This is a genomic window from Streptomyces sp. CCM_MD2014 (genome assembly GCF_000772045.1).
Classification (GTDB): Bacteria; Actinomycetota; Actinomycetes; order Streptomycetales; family Streptomycetaceae; genus Streptomyces; species Streptomyces salinarius.
This window is the reverse complement of sequence record NZ_CP009754.1, coordinates 5,771,964-5,788,222: the sequence shown is the minus strand read 5'-3', so window position 1 is coordinate 5,788,222 and position 16,259 is coordinate 5,771,964. Positions and strand designations below refer to the sequence as shown.

General features: G+C 73.0%; 13 protein-coding genes and 1 pseudogene. 5 read left to right on the top strand and 9 right to left on the bottom strand.

Annotated features, from left to right (window positions below; all coding sequences use genetic code 11):
- The first annotated feature begins 190 nt into the window (after nucleotides 1–190).
- Nucleotides 191–3,490 (top strand): S8 family serine peptidase, encoded by a 3,300-nt coding sequence (locus NI25_RS25895; protein ID WP_061444743.1) that lies wholly within the window; start codon nucleotides 191–193, stop codon nucleotides 3,488–3,490.
- An 85-nt stretch (nucleotides 3,491–3,575) separates the two neighbouring features.
- Here NI25_RS25895 and NI25_RS25890 read toward each other — a convergent pair whose 3' ends face one another.
- Nucleotides 3,576–4,310: a hypothetical protein gene (locus NI25_RS25890; RefSeq protein ID WP_061444742.1), complete on the bottom strand. Its 735-nt coding sequence runs from the start codon at nucleotides 4,308–4,310 to the stop codon at nucleotides 3,576–3,578.
- 1 nt (nucleotide 4,311) lies between these two features.
- Entirely contained in the window at nucleotides 4,312–4,848 is a 537-nt protein-coding gene (locus NI25_RS25885; protein ID WP_007449855.1) for a sigma-70 family RNA polymerase sigma factor, read from the bottom strand.
- A gap of 349 nt (nucleotides 4,849–5,197) precedes the next feature.
- Between NI25_RS25885 and NI25_RS25880 the strand changes: the two genes are divergently transcribed.
- On the top strand, nucleotides 5,198–6,214 hold the full coding sequence (locus NI25_RS25880) for an aspartate-semialdehyde dehydrogenase (protein WP_061444740.1): 1,017 nt from the start codon (nucleotides 5,198–5,200) through the stop codon (nucleotides 6,212–6,214).
- 9 nt (nucleotides 6,215–6,223) lie between these two features.
- Here NI25_RS25880 and NI25_RS25875 read toward each other — a convergent pair whose 3' ends face one another.
- Entirely contained in the window at nucleotides 6,224–6,700 is a 477-nt protein-coding gene (locus NI25_RS25875; protein ID WP_061444739.1) for a DUF1203 domain-containing protein, read from the bottom strand.
- A gap of 113 nt (nucleotides 6,701–6,813) precedes the next feature.
- On the opposite strand from NI25_RS25875, the gene pepN reads away from it, so the two are divergent.
- Complete coding sequence (pepN, locus tag NI25_RS25870) at nucleotides 6,814–9,387, top strand: aminopeptidase N (RefSeq protein WP_061444738.1); 2,574 nt, start codon at nucleotides 6,814–6,816, stop codon at nucleotides 9,385–9,387.
- 133 nt (nucleotides 9,388–9,520) lie between these two features.
- On the opposite strand, the gene NI25_RS25865 is transcribed toward pepN, so the two are convergent.
- From NI25_RS25865 to NI25_RS25855, 3 genes are all read right to left on the bottom strand, one after another.
- Nucleotides 9,521–10,426 (bottom strand): LysR family transcriptional regulator, encoded by a 906-nt coding sequence (locus NI25_RS25865; RefSeq protein WP_061444737.1) that lies wholly within the window; start codon nucleotides 10,424–10,426, stop codon nucleotides 9,521–9,523.
- 70 nt (nucleotides 10,427–10,496) lie between these two features.
- Nucleotides 10,497–11,459: a DMT family transporter gene (locus tag NI25_RS25860; protein ID WP_061444736.1), complete on the bottom strand. Its 963-nt coding sequence runs from the start codon at nucleotides 11,457–11,459 to the stop codon at nucleotides 10,497–10,499.
- A gap of 33 nt (nucleotides 11,460–11,492) precedes the next feature.
- Nucleotides 11,493–12,443: an EamA family transporter gene (locus tag NI25_RS25855; protein ID WP_061444735.1), complete on the bottom strand. Its 951-nt coding sequence runs from the start codon at nucleotides 12,441–12,443 to the stop codon at nucleotides 11,493–11,495.
- A gap of 144 nt (nucleotides 12,444–12,587) precedes the next feature.
- Here NI25_RS25855 and NI25_RS25850 point away from each other — a divergent pair, with 144 nt between their 5' ends.
- Nucleotides 12,588–13,088: a MarR family winged helix-turn-helix transcriptional regulator gene (locus NI25_RS25850; protein WP_061444734.1), complete on the top strand. Its 501-nt coding sequence runs from the start codon at nucleotides 12,588–12,590 to the stop codon at nucleotides 13,086–13,088.
- 18 nt (nucleotides 13,089–13,106) lie between these two features.
- On the opposite strand, the gene NI25_RS25845 is transcribed toward NI25_RS25850, so the two are convergent.
- Nucleotides 13,107–14,222: a mechanosensitive ion channel family protein gene (locus NI25_RS25845; protein ID WP_061447097.1), complete on the bottom strand. Its 1,116-nt coding sequence runs from the start codon at nucleotides 14,220–14,222 to the stop codon at nucleotides 13,107–13,109.
- A 316-nt stretch (nucleotides 14,223–14,538) separates the two neighbouring features.
- Here NI25_RS25845 and NI25_RS25840 point away from each other — a divergent pair, with 316 nt between their 5' ends.
- Entirely contained in the window at nucleotides 14,539–15,075 is a 537-nt protein-coding gene (locus NI25_RS25840) for an HNH endonuclease (protein ID WP_061444733.1), read from the top strand.
- Nucleotides 15,076–15,107: 32 nt separating this feature from the next.
- On the opposite strand, the pseudogene NI25_RS25835 reads toward NI25_RS25840, so the two are convergent.
- Nucleotides 15,108–15,475: pseudogene (locus NI25_RS25835) on the bottom strand (Uma2 family endonuclease); the annotation flags it as partial.
- Between the two features lie 84 nt (nucleotides 15,476–15,559).
- A complete protein-coding gene (locus NI25_RS25830) occupies nucleotides 15,560–16,216 on the bottom strand; it encodes a class I SAM-dependent methyltransferase (protein WP_199561029.1) in 657 nt (218 codons plus the stop codon).
- Nucleotides 16,217–16,259: the final 43 nt, after the last annotated feature.

Genomic DNA, 16,259 nt, shown 5'->3' with positions numbered 1-16,259 from the left:
CGCCCCTTGTGTCCCTGATGGCGTATGGCGGAATTACGCCATCACTCCATCCCGTCTCGGACAACTCTCCCCAAACGGCGTCCCCTTGCGTAAGGCTGAGCGGTCGTCCGGGATCGGATTCCGGACCGTTTCGGCCGGGACCGATCGATTCCGGTCGATCCGCATGTTCCTTCCTCTTCAAGGGATGCCGATGACCCACACCCCCCAGCGGGAACCGATACCGGGCGCAAGACGCGCGGCACGGATCGTCCTGGCCACGGGCCTCGTCGCCGCGCTGGCGGCGGTCGGGCCCGTGCCCGTGGCCCTCGCCGCCGACGGACCGGCGACGACCGCGCCCCCGGCCGACGCCGCCGTCAAGTCCGCCCACGACAAGCTCGGTTCCGACGACGCGGACCTGCTCGCCGAGGCGAAGGCCGACGGCGAGAAGAACGTCACGATGATGGTCGCCACCGCGCCGGGCCGGACCGAGCAGGTGGCGAAGGAGCTCGACTCGGTCGCCGGCGGCACCGTCGGCCGCACCTACGACGAGCTGGGCTACGTCCGCGCCACCGTCCCGACCGCCAAGGCGGACTCGGCCATCGCCGCCGCCGCGAAGCTCTCCTCCGTACACGGCATCGACCTGCGCGACGAGATCCCGCTGGACGACCCGACTCCGAGCGCGGACGGGGCGAAGGGCGGTGCCTCGCACCAGGGCCGCGACCACTACCGCGGCCCGGACCGCTGGACCCCGGCGAAGAACCCGTACAACCCGTCCTTCGAGACGGGCGCGGTCGACTTCGTGAAGAAGCACCCGAAGGCGGACGGCCGCGGCGTCACCATCGGCATCCTCGACTCCGGCGTCGACCTCGGCCACCCGGCGCTGCAGAAGACCACCACCGGCGAACGCAAGATCGTCGACTGGGTCACCGCCACCGACCCGGTCGTCGACGGCGACCGCACCTGGCGCCCGATGACCACGTCGGTCTCCGGCCCCACCTTCACCTACGGCGGGCAGACCTGGACCGCGCCCGCGGGCTCGTACCGGGTCAGCACCTTCCTGGAGTCGTACACCACCGGCGGTGACGCCGCGGGCGACGCCAACCGGGACGGCGACACCACCGACTCCTGGGGCGTGCTGTACGACGCCGAGGCCGGCACGGTCCGCGTCGACCTGAACGACAACCACGACTTCTCCGACGACACCCCGATGAAGCCGTACAAGGACGGCTTCCAGGTCGGGTACTTCGGCACCGACGACCCGAAGACGGACGTGGCCGAGCGCCAGCCCTTCGTCGTCGAGATCCGCAAGGACGTCGTCTACAACTCCGCGGGCGCCAAGGCCGACTTCGTCAACATCGGCGTCATCGAGTCCGAACACGGCACGCACGTCGCCGGACTCGCCGCCGCCAACGGGCTGTTCGGCGGCCGCATGGACGGCGCCGCACCCGGCGCGAAGATCGTGTCGTCCCGCGCGTGCACGTGGAGCGGCGGCTGCACCAACGTCGCCCTCACCGAGGGCATGTTCGACCTCGTCGTCAACCGGGGCGTCGACATCGTCAACATGTCGATCGGCGGCCTGCCCGCCCTCAACGACGGCAACAACGCCCGCGCCGAGCTGTACACGCGGCTCATCGACACCTACGGCGTGCAGCTGGTCATCTCCGCGGGCAACTCCGGCCCCGGCGCCAACACCATCGGCGACCCGGGCCTCGCCGACAAGGTGATCTCGGTCGGCGCGTCCATCTCGCGCGAGACCTGGGCCGCCAACTACGGCTCCGCCGTGAGGACCAAGTACCAGATGATGCCGTTCTCCTCGCGCGGCCCGCGTGAGGACGGCGGCTTCACGCCGACGCTGACCGCGCCCGGCGCCGCGATCAACTCCATCCAGACCTGGATGCCCGGCGCCCCGGTCCCCGAGGCGGGCTACGACCTGCCCGCCGGCTACGGCATGCTCCAGGGCACCTCGATGGCGTCCCCGCAGGCCGCCGGCGCCTCCGCGCTGCTCCTGTCGGCGGCCGAGCAGGCCCGCATCGACCTGACCCCGGCCAAGCTGCGCACGGCGCTGACCTCCACCGCCGACCACATCAAGGGCGTGCAGGCGTACGAGGAGGGCGCGGGCCTGATCGACGTTCCCGAGGCCTGGAAGGCGATCCGGCACGGCGCCACCGCCCACGAGTACACGGTCGAGGCACCGGTCGACACCGCGATCGACCAGTTCCTCGAGACCCCGGGCTACGGCACCGGCCTGTACGACCGCGAGGGCGGCCTGAAGGCCGGGCAGAAGAAGACGTACGAGATCACGCTCACCCGCACCACAGGACCGGACCGGGCGGTCCGGCACGAGCTGGACTTCGAGAACAACGCGGGGCACACCTTCCGGATCGTCGGCCGGGACGAGGTGAAGCTGCCGCTGAACGAGCCGGTCACCGTGAAGGTCGAGGCGCGGCCCGGCTCCGCCGGTCTCAAGAGCGCGATCCTGGAGGTCGACGACCCGAGCACCGAGGGCGTCGACCGGCAGGTCCTGACCACGGTCGTGGTCTCCGCCCCGCTGAAGTACGACTTCTCCGCGAAGGGCTCGGTGCAGCGCAACAGCACCGAGTCGTACTTCGTGACCGTCCCCGAGGGCGCGAAGTCGCTGGAGGTGGCGATCGGCGGGCTCAAGGACGACAGCCAGACCCGTTTCATCTCCATCCACCCGTACGGCGTCCCGTCCGACAACACCTCCACGCCGTACTGCTACAACAACTACCTCGACGGCAACGGCTGCCGCCCCGACGTGCGCGCGTACGCCGAACCGCAGCCCGGCGTCTGGGAGGTCGAGGTCGAGGCCCGGCGCACCTCGCCGCTGCTCGACAACCCCTACCGGCTGGACGTCACCGTGCTCGGCGCGGCCTTCGACCCGCAGGTCGTCACCGTGCCCGAGGCCGAGGCGGGCACCCCGGCGGACGCCTCCTGGACGGTGACCAACGAGTACGCCGCCCTGGAGGGCAAGCTGGTCGGCGGCCCGCTCGGCTCGTCCGAGTCGTCCCGCCCGACGATCAAGCAGGGTGAGACGGCCACCTCCACGGTCGAGGTGCCCGAGGGCGCCGAGTCGCTGGACGTCGCCATCGGGGGCGTCTCCGACGCGTCCGCCGACCTGGACCTGACGGTCTACAAGGACGGCGCCGTCGTCGCCCAGTCCGCCGACGGCGACTCGGAGGAGTCGGTCTCCCTCGCGAAGCCGGCCGCCGGTACGTACACCGTGGCGGTCGCGGGCTACTCGGTGCCGTCGGGCAGCACGGAGTACGACTACCGGGACGTGTACTTCTCCGCCGGTCTCGGCTCGGTCACCGTGGACGACGCCGCGACGGTGCGGCTCGGCACGGGCGACTCGGCGACGGTGACGGGCAGCGTCACGGCCCTGGCCGCCGCCCCGGGGGGCCGTGAGTTCTTCGGCCGGGTCCAGCTGGTGAACGCCCACGGCACGGTCGCGGGCCTCGGCAGCGTGCGGATCGGCAAGGTCGTGCCGTAGTCCGGTGCGGTACGGGCCGGACAGGCCCCAGGGGGCGGGCGCGCTTTGCCGGGCGCCCGCCCCTTTCGCTTGCCCCCCGGGTGGCTCAGTCGCAGGTGAGGGTGCGGGACTCGGGGAGGGAGGCGGTGATCCGGGTGCGGACGGTGGCGATGTTCCGGTCACCGGTGATCACCGTGTCGGCGGTGGGGCGGTCCCGGAGGACGCCGACCAGGACCCGGTCGCCGGGGGCGAGGCGGGCGAGGGCGTCGTCCAGGACGAACGTCGTCGCCGTCCCGGTGCTCCCCTCGGGTGCGTAGGCCTGCGTCACGCGGAGCGTGATCCGGTGCCGTGCGGTGCCGGGCACCGGATCGGCTGCGGTCACCGTGCCCTCGGCGACGAGACGGGCGCAGGCCAGGTAGCGGGGGGTGCCGAAGACCGCGGCGGCCTCCTGGCCCGCGGACGGGCTCGACGGCCGCACCGCGGACTTGTCGGCCGCGCTGCCGCTCGCCGCGTCCTGCGAGGCACCGCTGCCGCTCTGCACCACCAGCCAGCCCAGGCCCGTGACCACCACACCGGCGCAGGCCGCCGCGAGGACGCCCAGGGCGAGACGGAAGGGGCGGCGCCGGGGCGGTGGTGCCGCCGCCGCTTTCGGGCGTTCTCGCGCGACGGGTTCGCCCAGGGCGTCGCCGAGCAGGTGCAGCTGCTCCCGCAGCAGCGCCACGTCGGCCGTCGCCGACCGGTGCTCGCCGCGGGCGTCCGCCCCCGCGTCCGGCGGCAGCGGCTCGCCCGTGATCGCGGCCATCAGCGCGTCGTACCCACCGGGGTGCCGTTCGGCGGCCATCTCACACCACCTCGTCCTCGTGCAGGCGGGCGCGCAGGGCCCGTACCGCCGTGTGCAGCCTGCTCTTGACCGTGCCCTCGGGGATGCCCAGCTCCTCGGCGATGCCGCGCACCGGCAGATCGGCGTAGAAGCGCAGGACGAGGACCTGGCGCTGGGCGTCCGGCAGCTCGTCCAGACCCTGGGCGACGGCGAGGGACAGGACGCTGGTGTCCTCGTCGCGGGGGTGCTCCGTCTGGCGCAGCGCGGCCAGGCGTTCCCCGAGCCGGTCCTGGCGGCGCCTGGCCCGGTGCCAGTCCATGGCCAGGTTGGAGGCGACGACCGCCGCCCACGCGGACACGTCGCGCGGCGCCTCGCGGCCACTGGCCGTCCGCTCCAGCAGCCGCAGGCGGACCTGCTGCACCCCGTCCGGCAGGTCCGCCTGCGGCACCCCGCCCAGCGCGAGCACCGCCCGCACCCGGCGTTCCTGAGCCGCGTCCAGGGGGTCGTCGCGTACGTCGTCCCCCTGGCCGCGGCGGGCCCTTCTGCGCAGCAAAGCCACTCCTCCCCCGGCCACGTTTCTCCTACGACGCACGGGGAGCCCGGAACGTTCGCCCCGGCGGCCGCCTTTCGGTGCGAGGTGTACGTCACATCGCCGTGTGAGGCGGGAGGGGGTGGGCAGGGGCGGAACAGCACAGCTTGCGGCGCGGGGACCGGGCGACGGAATTTCTGCAGCTCAGCCGGGGTTCGTGCGCAAGGACCACACCCCATGTCCGAGCCGCCGCGTCCCAGTGTGCGGGCACACCGCGCAATGGATTGGACAGGCGGGCCGGGCTTCGCCCCATGATGGAAAAGTCTCGGCCGAGCAAAGCGCGCGTGAAGACACGCGCACAAACGGAGAAGGAGTCACCGTGAGGGTCGGAATCGTCGGAGCCACCGGTCAGGTGGGCACGGTCATGCGCGGGATCCTCACGGAGCGCGACTTCCCGGTCACCGAGCTGCGCCTGTTCGCCTCGGCGCGCAGCGCCGGCAAGGAGCTGGACGGCGTGACGGTGGAGGACGCGGCCACCGCCGACTACTCCGGGCTCGACATCGTGCTGTTCTCGGCGGGCGGCGCCACCTCCAAGGCGCTGGCCGAGAAGGTCGCCTCGCAGGGCCCCGTCGTGATCGACAACTCCTCCGCCTGGCGCCGCGACCCCGAGGTCCCGCTGGTGGTGTCCGAGGTGAACCCGCACGCGATCGCCGACCGTCCCAAGGGCATCATCGCCAACCCGAACTGCACCACGATGGCCGCGATGCCCGTGCTGCGTCCGCTGCACGCGGAGGCGGGGCTGGAGGCCCTGGTCGTCGCCACGTACCAGGCGGTGTCCGGCTCCGGTCTGGCCGGCGTGGACGAGCTGTTCGAGCAGGTCCAGAAGGTCGGCGCGGACGCCCCGAAGCTGACCCACGACGGTTCGGCCGCCGAGTTCCCGAAGCCGCAGAAGTACGTGGCGCCGATCGCGTACAACGTGCTGCCGATGGCCGGCTCCATCGTGGACGACGGTCTGCACGAGACGGACGAGGAGCAGAAGCTCCGCAACGAGTCCCGCAAGATCCTGGAGATCCCGGAGCTGAAGGTGTCCGGCACCTGCGTGCGCGTGCCCGTCTTCAGCGGCCACTCCCTGCAGATCAACGCCCGTTTCGCCCGCCCGATCAGCGTGGAGCGCGCCAAGGAGCTGCTGGCCGGCGCCCCCGGCGTGGCGCTCACCGAGGTGCCGACCCCGCTCCAGGCGGCCGGCCAGGACCCGTCGTACGTGGGCCGCATCCGCCGGGACGAGACCGTGGACAACGGTTTGGCCCTGTTCGTCTCCAACGACAACCTGCGCAAGGGCGCGGCCCTGAACGCGGTGCAGATCGCGGAACTGGTGGCGGCGGAGCTGAAGGGCTGACCCGCCCCCCTAGTCCCTGGTGACCTCGTAGAGGAAGCAGCCGTACTCGACGGCCCGGACGTGGACGAACGCCACGGCCGGGTCGTCGAACGCTTCCCGGAGGGCGTACCCGAAGGCGCCGGGGTCCCCGACCAGCCGCCCGCCCAGGATGTGCCCGTGGGCGGAGTAGCGGCGCAGGACGCGGTGCGAGTTGGTGAAGGGGAGGCGGTCCGTCTCCGGACCCGGGCACTCCTCGGCGTGGACGAAGACCGGCCCCTGCTCGTCGTACGGGCCCGGGTCGGCTCCCGTGGCCGCCGCCCGGCGGCGCAGCGGGGCGTAGGAGACGAGCGCGATGCGCTCACCGGCGCGACTGTGGCGCAGGCAGCAGCGCAGCGGGGCGCCGCCCTCCTCGTCGGTCACGGGGACGGGGCGGCGGCCCGCGTCGTCGGTGGCGCGGAGTTCCTGGAGGACGCCCGGCGGAATGGGGTGTGCGGTGTGGCCGTTCATGGGATCCAGCCTCGTGCGCGGGCGCGCCGGGCACCGGCGGAAAATGGACATCGCGTTCCCTCCCGGCCACGTGGAAGGATGGCGCAACCCACACATAACGAGGAGATGACCGCGTGCCTGGCACAAACCTGACTCGCGAAGAGGCGCGGCAGCGGGCGACGCTGCTGACCGTTGACTCGTACGAGATCGATCTCGACCTCACCGGCGCGCAGGAGGGCGGCACCTACCGGTCCGTGACCACGGTGCGCTTCGACGTCGCCGAGGGCGGCGGCGAGTCCTTCATCGACCTGGTCGCGCCGACGGTCCACGAGGTGACGCTGAACGGCGACGCCCTCGACCCCGCCGAGGTGTTCCAGGACTCCCGCATCGCCCTGCCGGGCCTGCTGCCGGGACGCAACATCCTGCGCGTGGTCGCCGACTGCGCGTACACCAACACCGGCGAGGGCCTGCACCGGTTCGTCGACCCGGTGGACGACCAGGCGTACCTGTACACCCAGTTCGAGGTGCCGGACGCGCGGCGGGTCTTCGCCAGCTTCGAGCAGCCGGACCTGAAGGCGACGTTCCGGTTCACCGTGAAGGCCCCCGAGGGCTGGACCGTCGTCTCCAACTCGCCGACGCCCGAACCGAAGGACAACGTCTGGGAGTTCGAGCCGACCCCGCGCATCTCGTCGTACATCACGGCGCTGATCGTCGGCCCGTACCACTCGGTGCACAGCGTGTACGAGAAGGACGGCCAGTCCGTCCCGCTCGGCATCTACTGCCGTCCCTCGCTGGCCGAGCACCTCGACGCGGACGCCATCTTCGAGGTGACCCGGCAGGGCTTCGACTGGTTCCAGGAGAAGTTCGACTACCGGTACCCGTTCAAGAAGTACGACCAGCTCTTCGTGCCCGAGTTCAACGCGGGCGCGATGGAGAACGCGGGCGCGGTGACCATCCGGGACCAGTACGTGTTCCGCTCCAAGGTGACGGACGCCGCGTACGAGGGCCGGGCGGCCACGATCCTGCACGAGCTGGCGCACATGTGGTTCGGCGACCTGGTCACCATGGAGTGGTGGAACGACCTGTGGCTCAACGAGTCGTTCGCCACCTACTCCGAGGCCGCCTGCCAGGCCGACGCGCCGGGCTCGAAGTGGCCGCACTCGTGGACGACGTTCGCCAACCAGATGAAGACCTGGGCGTACCGGCAGGACCAGCTGCCGTCCACGCACCCGATCATGGCGGACATCAGCGACCTGGACGACGTGCTCGTCAACTTCGACGGCATCACGTACGCCAAGGGCGCCAGCGTCCTCAAGCAGCTCGTCGCGTACGTCGGTGAGGACGCGTTCTTCCGGGGCGTGCAGGCGTACTTCAAGCGGCACGCGTTCGGCAACACCCGCCTGTCCGACCTGCTGGGCGCGCTGGAGGAGACCTCCGGCCGCGACCTGAAGACCTGGTCGAAGGCGTGGCTGGAGACCGCCGGCATCAACGTGCTGCGCCCGGAGATCGAGACCGACGCGAACGGCGTCATCACCTCCTTCGCCATCCGCCAGGAGGCCCCCGCGCTGCCCGCCGGGGCGAAGGGCGAGCCCACCCTCCGCCCCCACCGCATCGCGATCGGCGCCTACGACCTCGACGGCGACGGCAAGCTGGTGCGCGGCGACCGGGTCGAGCTGGACGTGGACGGCGAGCTGACGGCCGTGCCGCAGCTGGTGGGCAAGCCCCGCCCGGCGGTGCTGCTCCTGAACGACGACGACCTGTCGTACGCCAAGGTCCGTCTGGACGAGCAGTCCCTGGCCGTGGTCACCGAGCACCTGGGGGACTTCACCGAGTCGCTGCCGCGCGCCCTGTGCTGGGCGTCGGCGTGGGACATGACCCGGGACGCGGAGCTGGCGACCCGCGACTACCTGTCGCTGGTGCTGTCGGGCATCGGCAAGGAGTCCGACATCGGTGTCGTGCAGTCGCTGCACCGCCAGGTGAAGCTGGCCATCGACCAGTACGCCGCCCCGACCGCCCGCGAGGCGCTGCTCACCCGCTGGACCGAGGCCACGCTGGCCCACCTGCGGGCCGCCGAGGCGGGCAGCGACCACCAGCTGGCGTGGGCGCGGGCCTTCGCGGCGACGGCGCGGACGCCGGAGCAGCTGGACCTCCTCGACGCGCTGCTGGACGGCACGCAGACGATCGAGGGCCTGGCCGTCGACACGGAGCTGCGCTGGGCGTTCGTGCAGCGCCTCGCGGCCGTGGGCCGGTTCGGCGGGTCGGAGATCGCGGCCGAGTACGAGCGCGACAAGACCGCCGCCGGTGAGCGCCACGCGGCCACCGCGCGGGCGGCCCGCCCGACGGAGGCGGCCAAGGCGGAGGCCTGGGAGTCGGTCGTGGAGTCCGACAAGCTGCCGAACGCCGTCCAGGAGGCGGTCATCGCCGGCTTCGTCCAGACCGACCAGCGCGAGCTGCTGGCGTCGTACACGGAGCGGTACTTCGAGGCGCTGAAGGACGTCTGGGAGTCCCGTTCGCACGAGATGGCCCAGCAGATCGCGGTCGGTCTGTACCCGGCGGTGCAGGTCTCCCAGGAGACCCTGGACCGCACGGACGCGTGGCTGGCCTCCGCCGAGCCGAACGCGGCCCTGCGCCGGCTGGTCTCGGAGTCCCGCTCCGGCGTCGAGCGCGCGCTGAAGGCACAGGCGGCCGACGCGGCGGCGGCCCAGTAGGCGGTCGGTACGGTCGGTACGTCCAGTACGGACGAGGGGGCGCCCCGTGTCGCACGGGGCGCCCCCTCTGCGCGTGCTCGGGGGCAGGAGCGCCGGCCCGGCCGCGTCGACGCGCGGCTCCGCCTCGTGGGCTTCAGGCGGCGCGTCCCTCCGCCGCCGCCCGCAGGGCCGTCAGGACGGTGGCGATCGCGGGGGCCTCCTCCGCGCCCCTGCGCACGGCCGCGACCACGTGCCGGACCGGGTGGTCCTCGCCCAGCTCGCGCATCACCACCCCGTCCCGGGGCACGGCCGCCATGCGCGGGACCAGGGCGACGCCCATGCCCGCCCCGACCATGGCGAGGATGGCCGGCCAGCCCGCCGCCGCGTGGCCCTGGTGCGGCCGGAACCCGGCGGCCTCGCAGGCGGCACGCGTGATGTCGGACCAGGGCCCGCTGCCGCCGAAGATCCACGCTTCGGCGGCGAGGTCGGCCAGCCGCAGTCCCTCCGCGCGGGCCAGCGGGTGGTCGCCGGGGAGGGCGACGTCGAGCGGGTCGGCGAGCAGCGGGACGCGGGTGAAGCGCGGGTCGGCGGCGGTCGGCGCCTGCGCGGCCAGCGACAGCGCGAGGTCCACCTCCCCGGCGGCCAGCAGCTCGTACGCCTCCTGTGCCTCGGCTTCCCTTACCCGCACCGCGATCCCGGGGCTGCCGGACCGCAGGGCGGTGACGGCCGGGACGACGAGGGCGGGGACGGCGGTGGCGAACGCGCCGACCCTGACCTCGCCCACCTCTCCGCGCCTGTGGGCCGCCAGTTCGGCGTCGGCGCGCTCCAGTTGCTCGAACACCGCCTCGGCGTGGCGCAGCACCAGCCGGGCCGCGTCCGTCAGCCGCACCCTTCTGCCGTGCGCCCGGAGCAGCTCCACGCCGAGCTGCCTGGAGAGGTTCGTCAGCTGCTGCGAGACGGCGGACGGCGTCATGTGCAGTGCCTCCGCCGTCGCGGTCACCGTGCCCCTCTCCCGCAGCGTGCGCAGGATCCGCAGCTTGCGGATGTCCCAGTCGGCCATGGCGGCAACCTACCGGCGGACCCCCGCCGCACACCGGCGGGCCCCGCGACGCACCGGCGGACGCCGCCGCCTACCGGCGGGCCCCCGCGCCGAGGACGACGCCGCCGAGGATCAGCGCCATGCAGCCCGCCTGTGCCCAGCCGGTCGGTTCGGCGAGCAGGGCCCAGGACAGCAGGGCGACGCACACCGGCTGGAGGTAGTAGACGACCCCGGCGCGGGTCGGTCCGATCAGGGAGATCGCCTTGTTCCAGGCGAAGAAGGCGACCGCGGAGGAGGCGACACCGACGTAGAGGAGCGGCCAGACGGTGTCCGGCGTCGGGTCGAACCCGCCCTGCACGGCGAGGCTGACGCCCTGCGCGGGCAGCAGCAGGACGGTGCCGAACAGAAACGTGGTGAACAGGAAGCCCGCCCCGTCCAGCCCCTCGGGCCTGCGGCGCAGCAGCGCGCTGTACGACCCGAAGCAGCAGGCGGCGGCGATCATCCACAGGTCGCCGGCCGAGAAGGACGCCCCGTCACCGCCGACGAGCAGCAGGACGCCCGCGCAGGCGATGACCAGCCCGGCGACCCGGCGGGCGCCGAGCCGGACGCCGCCCGCGCGTTCGTAGACGGCCATGAGTACGGGAGACGCCGCCATGATCATGCCCATGTTGGCGGCGGGGGTGGTGACGCCGGCCTGGTTGACGAGGGTGTTGTAGACGGTCACGCCGAGCAGGGAGGCGAGGACCACGAAGCCGAGGTGGCGCCGGATCAGCGCCCGCTGCCGCCAGGCCCGCCGCGCGCCGAAGGGGGCGACGACGGCGAGGGCCACCACCCAGCGCCAGAACGCGTGCTGGACCGGCGGCACGCTGTCGCCGAGGGCCCGCGAGGTGACGAAGCTGCCGGACCAGACGAGGGTGGCGAGGACGGCGAGCGCGAGCCCGAGAGCGACGGGCGCCGTCGGCCGCGTCGCTGCGGTCCCTCGGGGGTCTCGGCGGTCTCGGGGGTCTCGGGGGCTGACGCTCTGGGCCGGGTTCCGGTGGGCGGCTGTGGCCACGAAGGTCCTTTCCTGGTCGGAGGCCTGGCGGGCCTACCGTCGCAGGGCCGGACCCGTCAGGTCCATCGAATCTTTCCGACCGTTCTTTGAAGCAGAACCGAACGGTTCGGCGGCGGCGACCGTCCGCCCGCGCGGCGCCCGCTGCCCCGCCAGGGTCGCTCCGAACGCCAGCGCCATGCCCGCGAGCTGCACCGGGCCGAGCGCCTCGCCGAGCGCCGCCCAGCCGACGACGGCGGCGGTCAGCGGCGAGAGCGGGCCGAGGAAGGTGACCTGCGTCGCCGAGAGCCGGCCGATCCCGCGGAACCAGAGCCAGTACGCCAGCGCCGTGTTGGCCAGCGCCAGGTAGAGGTAACCGCCGACCGCCGGGCCGTCCAGGGCGGGCGGGGCACCCTCGGCCAGGAGGGCGAGCGGGGCGAGCAGCAGGCCGCCCGCGGTCAGCTGCCAGGAGGTGAGGGCGAGCGGGCCGACACCGTCGGGGCGGCCCCAGCGCTGGGTGAGCACGGTGCCCGCCGACATGGCCGCGGTGGCGGCGACGGCCGCGAGCACGCCGAGCGGGTCCGGTGTTCCGGCCGCCTCCAGCACCACCAGGCTGACGCCGAAGGCGGCGACGGCGCCGGTGAGCACGGAACGGGCGGTGGGCCGCTGCCCGAGCAGCAGCGTCGAGAGCCCGACGACGAGGAGCGGTCCGAGCGAGCCGACGACGGCGGCCATGCCGCCCGGCATCCGGTAGGCGGAGAGGAACAGCAGCGGGAAGAAGGCCCCGATGTTCAGCGCGCCCAGCACCGCCGCCTTCACCCACCAGGCGCCGCGCGGCAGCACCCGGGCGAGCGCGAGCAGCAGCAGACCGGCGGGCAGGGCCCGCGCCAGTGCGGTGAACAGGGGCCGGTCGGACGGCAGGAACTCGGTGGTCACGGCGTAGGTGGTGCCCCAGGAGACGGGGGCGAGGGCGGTGAGCGCGATGACGGTGGGGCGGGCGGCGGCCATGAGGGCACCCTTCGGCGGACGGGAGAAGCGACTCGGCCGGCAGAACCCGACACGAAAAGCTCGGTTGGAAGTAGCTTACTTCTAAGCAAGTTTTCGTAAAGCTACTTTCTTGCGGCCGACCGGCATCGCCTCGATACTCGTCCCATGACTGAGCACCCCAAGGACCCCGTCGACGTGATCATCGACCAGTGGGCGGTGGTGCGGCCCGACCTGGACACGGCGGGCATGGAGGTGTTCGGCCGGGTCTTCCGGCTGGCGCGGGCGATGGGCGACCGGATGGAACAGGCGTACGCCCGCTTCGGCATCTCGCGCGGGGAGTTCGACGCCCTGGCCACCCTGCGCCGCTCCGGCGAGCCGTACACGCTCTCCCCCCGGCAGCTGTCGGCCACGCTGATGCTCACCACCGGCGGCATGACCGGCCGGCTGGACAAGCTGGAACGGGCGGGACTGCTGCGCCGCTCCCCCGACCCGCACGACCGCCGGGGACTGCAGGTCACCCTCACCGAGCGGGGGCTGGAGCTGATCGACGAGGCGGTCGGCGCGGGCCTCGCCGCCCAGACCGAGGCGCTGTCCTCCCTCGCCCCGGAACGAGCCGGTCAACTGGCCGACCTGCTGCGGGAGCTCCTCGCCGGTACCGAGAGGTAGGCGGGGGGAGGCGAGGGGCTACTTGCTGGTGCTGGGCGGCGGAATGGGGGACGCCGCGATGGACTGCGGCGACACGGTGCTCGCGTAGGCCGACGGCGCCGCGACACCCGCCGTCGGGTCGGCGGCGGCCGGGGCGCCCTCCAGCGGGACGGTGGCGCCGCCGACGATCGCGATGCCGGCCGCGTCGAAGGCCCGCTTGATCCGCCAGCGCAGCTCGCGCTCGACGGTGAGGGACTTGCCGGGCATGGTCTTCGCGGAGACCCGCACCACCATGGAGTCGAGCAGCACGGAGTCCAGACCGAGGATCTCGATCGGGCCCCAGAGCATCTCGTTCCAGGGCTCTTCCTTGCTCATCCGCTCGCCGACCGCGGTGAGGGTCTCCTTCACCTTGTCCAGGTCCTCGTCGGAGCGGACGGTCACGTCGACCCCGGCCGTGGACCAGCCCTGGGAGAGGTTGCCGATGCGCTTGACCTCGCCGTTGCGGACGTACCAGATCTCGCCGTCGGCGCCGCGCAGCTTGGTCACCCGCAGCCCGACCTCGATGACCTCGCCGGAGGCCACGCCCGCGTCGATGCTGTCGCCGACGCCGTACTGGTCCTCAAGGATCATGAAGACGCCGGACAGGAAGTCGGTGACCAGGTTGCGGGCGCCGAAGCCGATCGCGACGCCCGCGACACCGGCGGAGGCGAGCAGCGGGGCCAGATTGATCTGGAAGGTGCCCAGCACCATCAGGGCCGCGGTGCCCAGGATGAGGAAGCTGGCCACCGAGCGCAGGACGGACCCGATCGCCTCGGAGCGCTGCCGGCGCCGCTCGGCGTTGACCAGCAGCCCGCTCAGGGCGGTGCCGCCGGACGTCCCGCCCCTGCGGTTCATCCGCTCTATCAGCTTGGTGATCGCCCGCCGCACCACCGCGCGCAGCACGACCGCGATCACCACGATCAGCAGCACCCGCAGCCCGATCGCGAGCCACGTCGACCAGTTCTCCTCGACCCAGCCCGCGGCGTTCGTCGCGCTCTCGTGGGCCTCCCGCAGCGAGGGCACGGTCGGCGCCGACGGGGTCGGAGACGGCGAAGGCGACGACGCAGACGACGAACCGGCGGCCAGCAGGGGCGGGACGGCGGCGGACAGGGACACGGCGGAAACCTCCAGATGCGGCGGCCCGTCCTGCGCGGTCCGGTCCGAGGTCCGGTCCAAGGTCACGGAAAGGTCACCGGACGGGCAGATGCACCACACTAACGGGGCACCGGACGCGGTTCGGCCCGAAACGGGCGGGCGAGACCCTGCTCACCCGCGCTTGAACTGGTCACGCCCGCGCCCCGGCGGCCCGTGTGGTCGAAAACACTTCCAGCCCGTTACCGGGACATGGTGGCGCTACGACCAGCCATGAGGGGAGACTGAACCAGATCGTCCCGGCGCGAGCCACGCGCCGCCGACGCCCAAGGAGGCACCCGTGCCGCATGTCCTGGTCCTCAACGCGTCGTACGAGCCACTCGGCGTCGTACCGCTCCGCCGCGCGCTCGTCCTCGTCCTGGAGAACAAGGCCGTGTGCCTCGAGGAGTCCGGCGCCTATCTGCACAGCGCGACCGTCACCGTGCCCGCACCCAGCGTGGTCCGGCTCAAGCGCTTCGTACGAGTGCCCTACCGGGGCCCCGTACCGCTCACCCGCCGCGCCCTCTTCGCCCGCGACGGAGGCCGCTGCATGTACTGCGGCGCCGTCGCCACCAGCGTCGACCACGTCATCCCGCGCAGCCGCGGGGGCCTGCACGCGTGGGACAACGTGGTGGCGTCCTGCCGCCGCTGCAACCACGTCAAGGCCGACCGCCACCTGGTCGAACTGGGCTGGCGCCTGCGCCACAAACCGGCCCCGCCGACGGGACTGGCCTGGCGCATCATCGGCACGGGACACCGGGACCCGCGCTGGCTGCCGTACTTGCAGCCGTACGGCGCGGAGGACGCCATGGCCCGGATCGACGGCATTTCCGCCTGACGGTCCGGGCCTGCGTCTGTCCTCGCTCCGGATCAGCGCACCCAGTTCTCCAGCGGCTCGGTGTCCAGGCTGATCCCGACCGGCTCGGGCAGGACGACCTCCTTGCCGAAGGGCAGCGTCTGCACGGTCTCGTACCGTCCCCCGTCCGGGCGGCTGTGCACCGTGACCTCGCAGGTGTCCCGGTCGATCAGCAGGTACACCGGGATGCCCGTCTCGGCATAGGCCCGGGCCTGTCGACGCGGCTGCGCCGGTCGGTGTCCGAGTCGTACGAGGTGACCTCGACGACCATGAGGACGGGGGCGGGGTCGGCCCATTCGCCCGCGCCCGCGAAGGCGTGGCTGGGGACCGGCGAGCCGTCGGGGCGGGCGCGGCCCTCGCGGTAGCTCTCGACCGTCAGGCCCAAGAACCCCGGCGGCGGGCCGATGATCCGCCTCGCGCCGCAGACGTGGGCGCGGTTCGCGGGGAGTTGGGGCGGGCGGGACGGTCAGGGGCGACGCCAGGTGAGGGTGTAGCGCCAGAAGAGGCGACGGCGTAGGCGGGCGCCGGGCAGAACCGTGCGGGCCGCTTCGGTGATGTCGGAGAACGGCATGTCGGCCGGCCGGGTCCGGGCGGTCATCGAGGCGGGCGGGGCGGTGCTCCGGCCCTTGTTCTTGAGCCACCCGGTGGCGGCGTTCAGGGGGATCGCCGTCGCGGCGAGCAGGTGGTCCGTTGCGGTCTGCGGCCGGTAGAGGCCGACGACGATCAGGGTGCCGCCCGGAGCAAGATGCCTGCGGAAGGTGTCGAGGGCCTCGGTGAACGGCAGGTGGTGGAGGGTGGCGACGCAGGTGATGACGTCGTGGGGTCCGGCAGGGAGTCTGGCCGGGGCCTCCGCGACGGTGAAGGACGCCGCCGTCGCCTCCGGGGTCAGCCTGCGGGCCCGCGAGACGATCACGGGGTCGGAGTCGACGCCGTGGACCTCGTCGGCACGGGTGGCGAGCAGGCGGGCCAGGTCGCCGGTGCCGGACCCGACGTCCAGCGCGCTGCCGAACCGGCGGGGGAGCTGCCGCAGGATCCAGCGGTGGTAGTGGGCGTTGTGGTCCCAGGGGTGAGTGGCGTTGAACCGGTCGAGCGCCCGGAGGATCCGGTGCGGCAGTGACGTCATGCGCATCCTCGTGAGGTCCGTCCTGTGTCCTGGCCCCGGCGCC

What these genes read in the sequence shown, in the direction of transcription:
- NI25_RS25895 (WP_061444743.1), top strand. Translation starts at nt 191, where the DNA reads ATGACCCACACCCCCCAGCGGGAACCGATACCGGGCGCAAGACGCGCG.
- NI25_RS25890 (WP_061444742.1), bottom strand. Translation starts at nt 4,310, where the DNA reads ATGGCCGCCGAACGGCACCCCGGTGGGTACGACGCGCTGATGGCCGCG.
- NI25_RS25875 (WP_061444739.1), bottom strand. Translation starts at nt 6,700, where the DNA reads ATGAACGGCCACACCGCACACCCCATTCCGCCGGGCGTCCTCCAGGAA.
- NI25_RS25865 (WP_061444737.1), bottom strand. Translation starts at nt 10,426, where the DNA reads ATGGCCGACTGGGACATCCGCAAGCTGCGGATCCTGCGCACGCTGCGG.
- NI25_RS25855 (WP_061444735.1), bottom strand. Translation starts at nt 12,443, where the DNA reads ATGGCCGCCGCCCGCCCCACCGTCATCGCGCTCACCGCCCTCGCCCCC.
- NI25_RS25850 (WP_061444734.1), top strand. Translation starts at nt 12,588, where the DNA reads ATGACTGAGCACCCCAAGGACCCCGTCGACGTGATCATCGACCAGTGG.
- NI25_RS25830 (WP_199561029.1), bottom strand. Translation starts at nt 16,216, where the DNA reads ATGACGTCACTGCCGCACCGGATCCTCCGGGCGCTCGACCGGTTCAAC.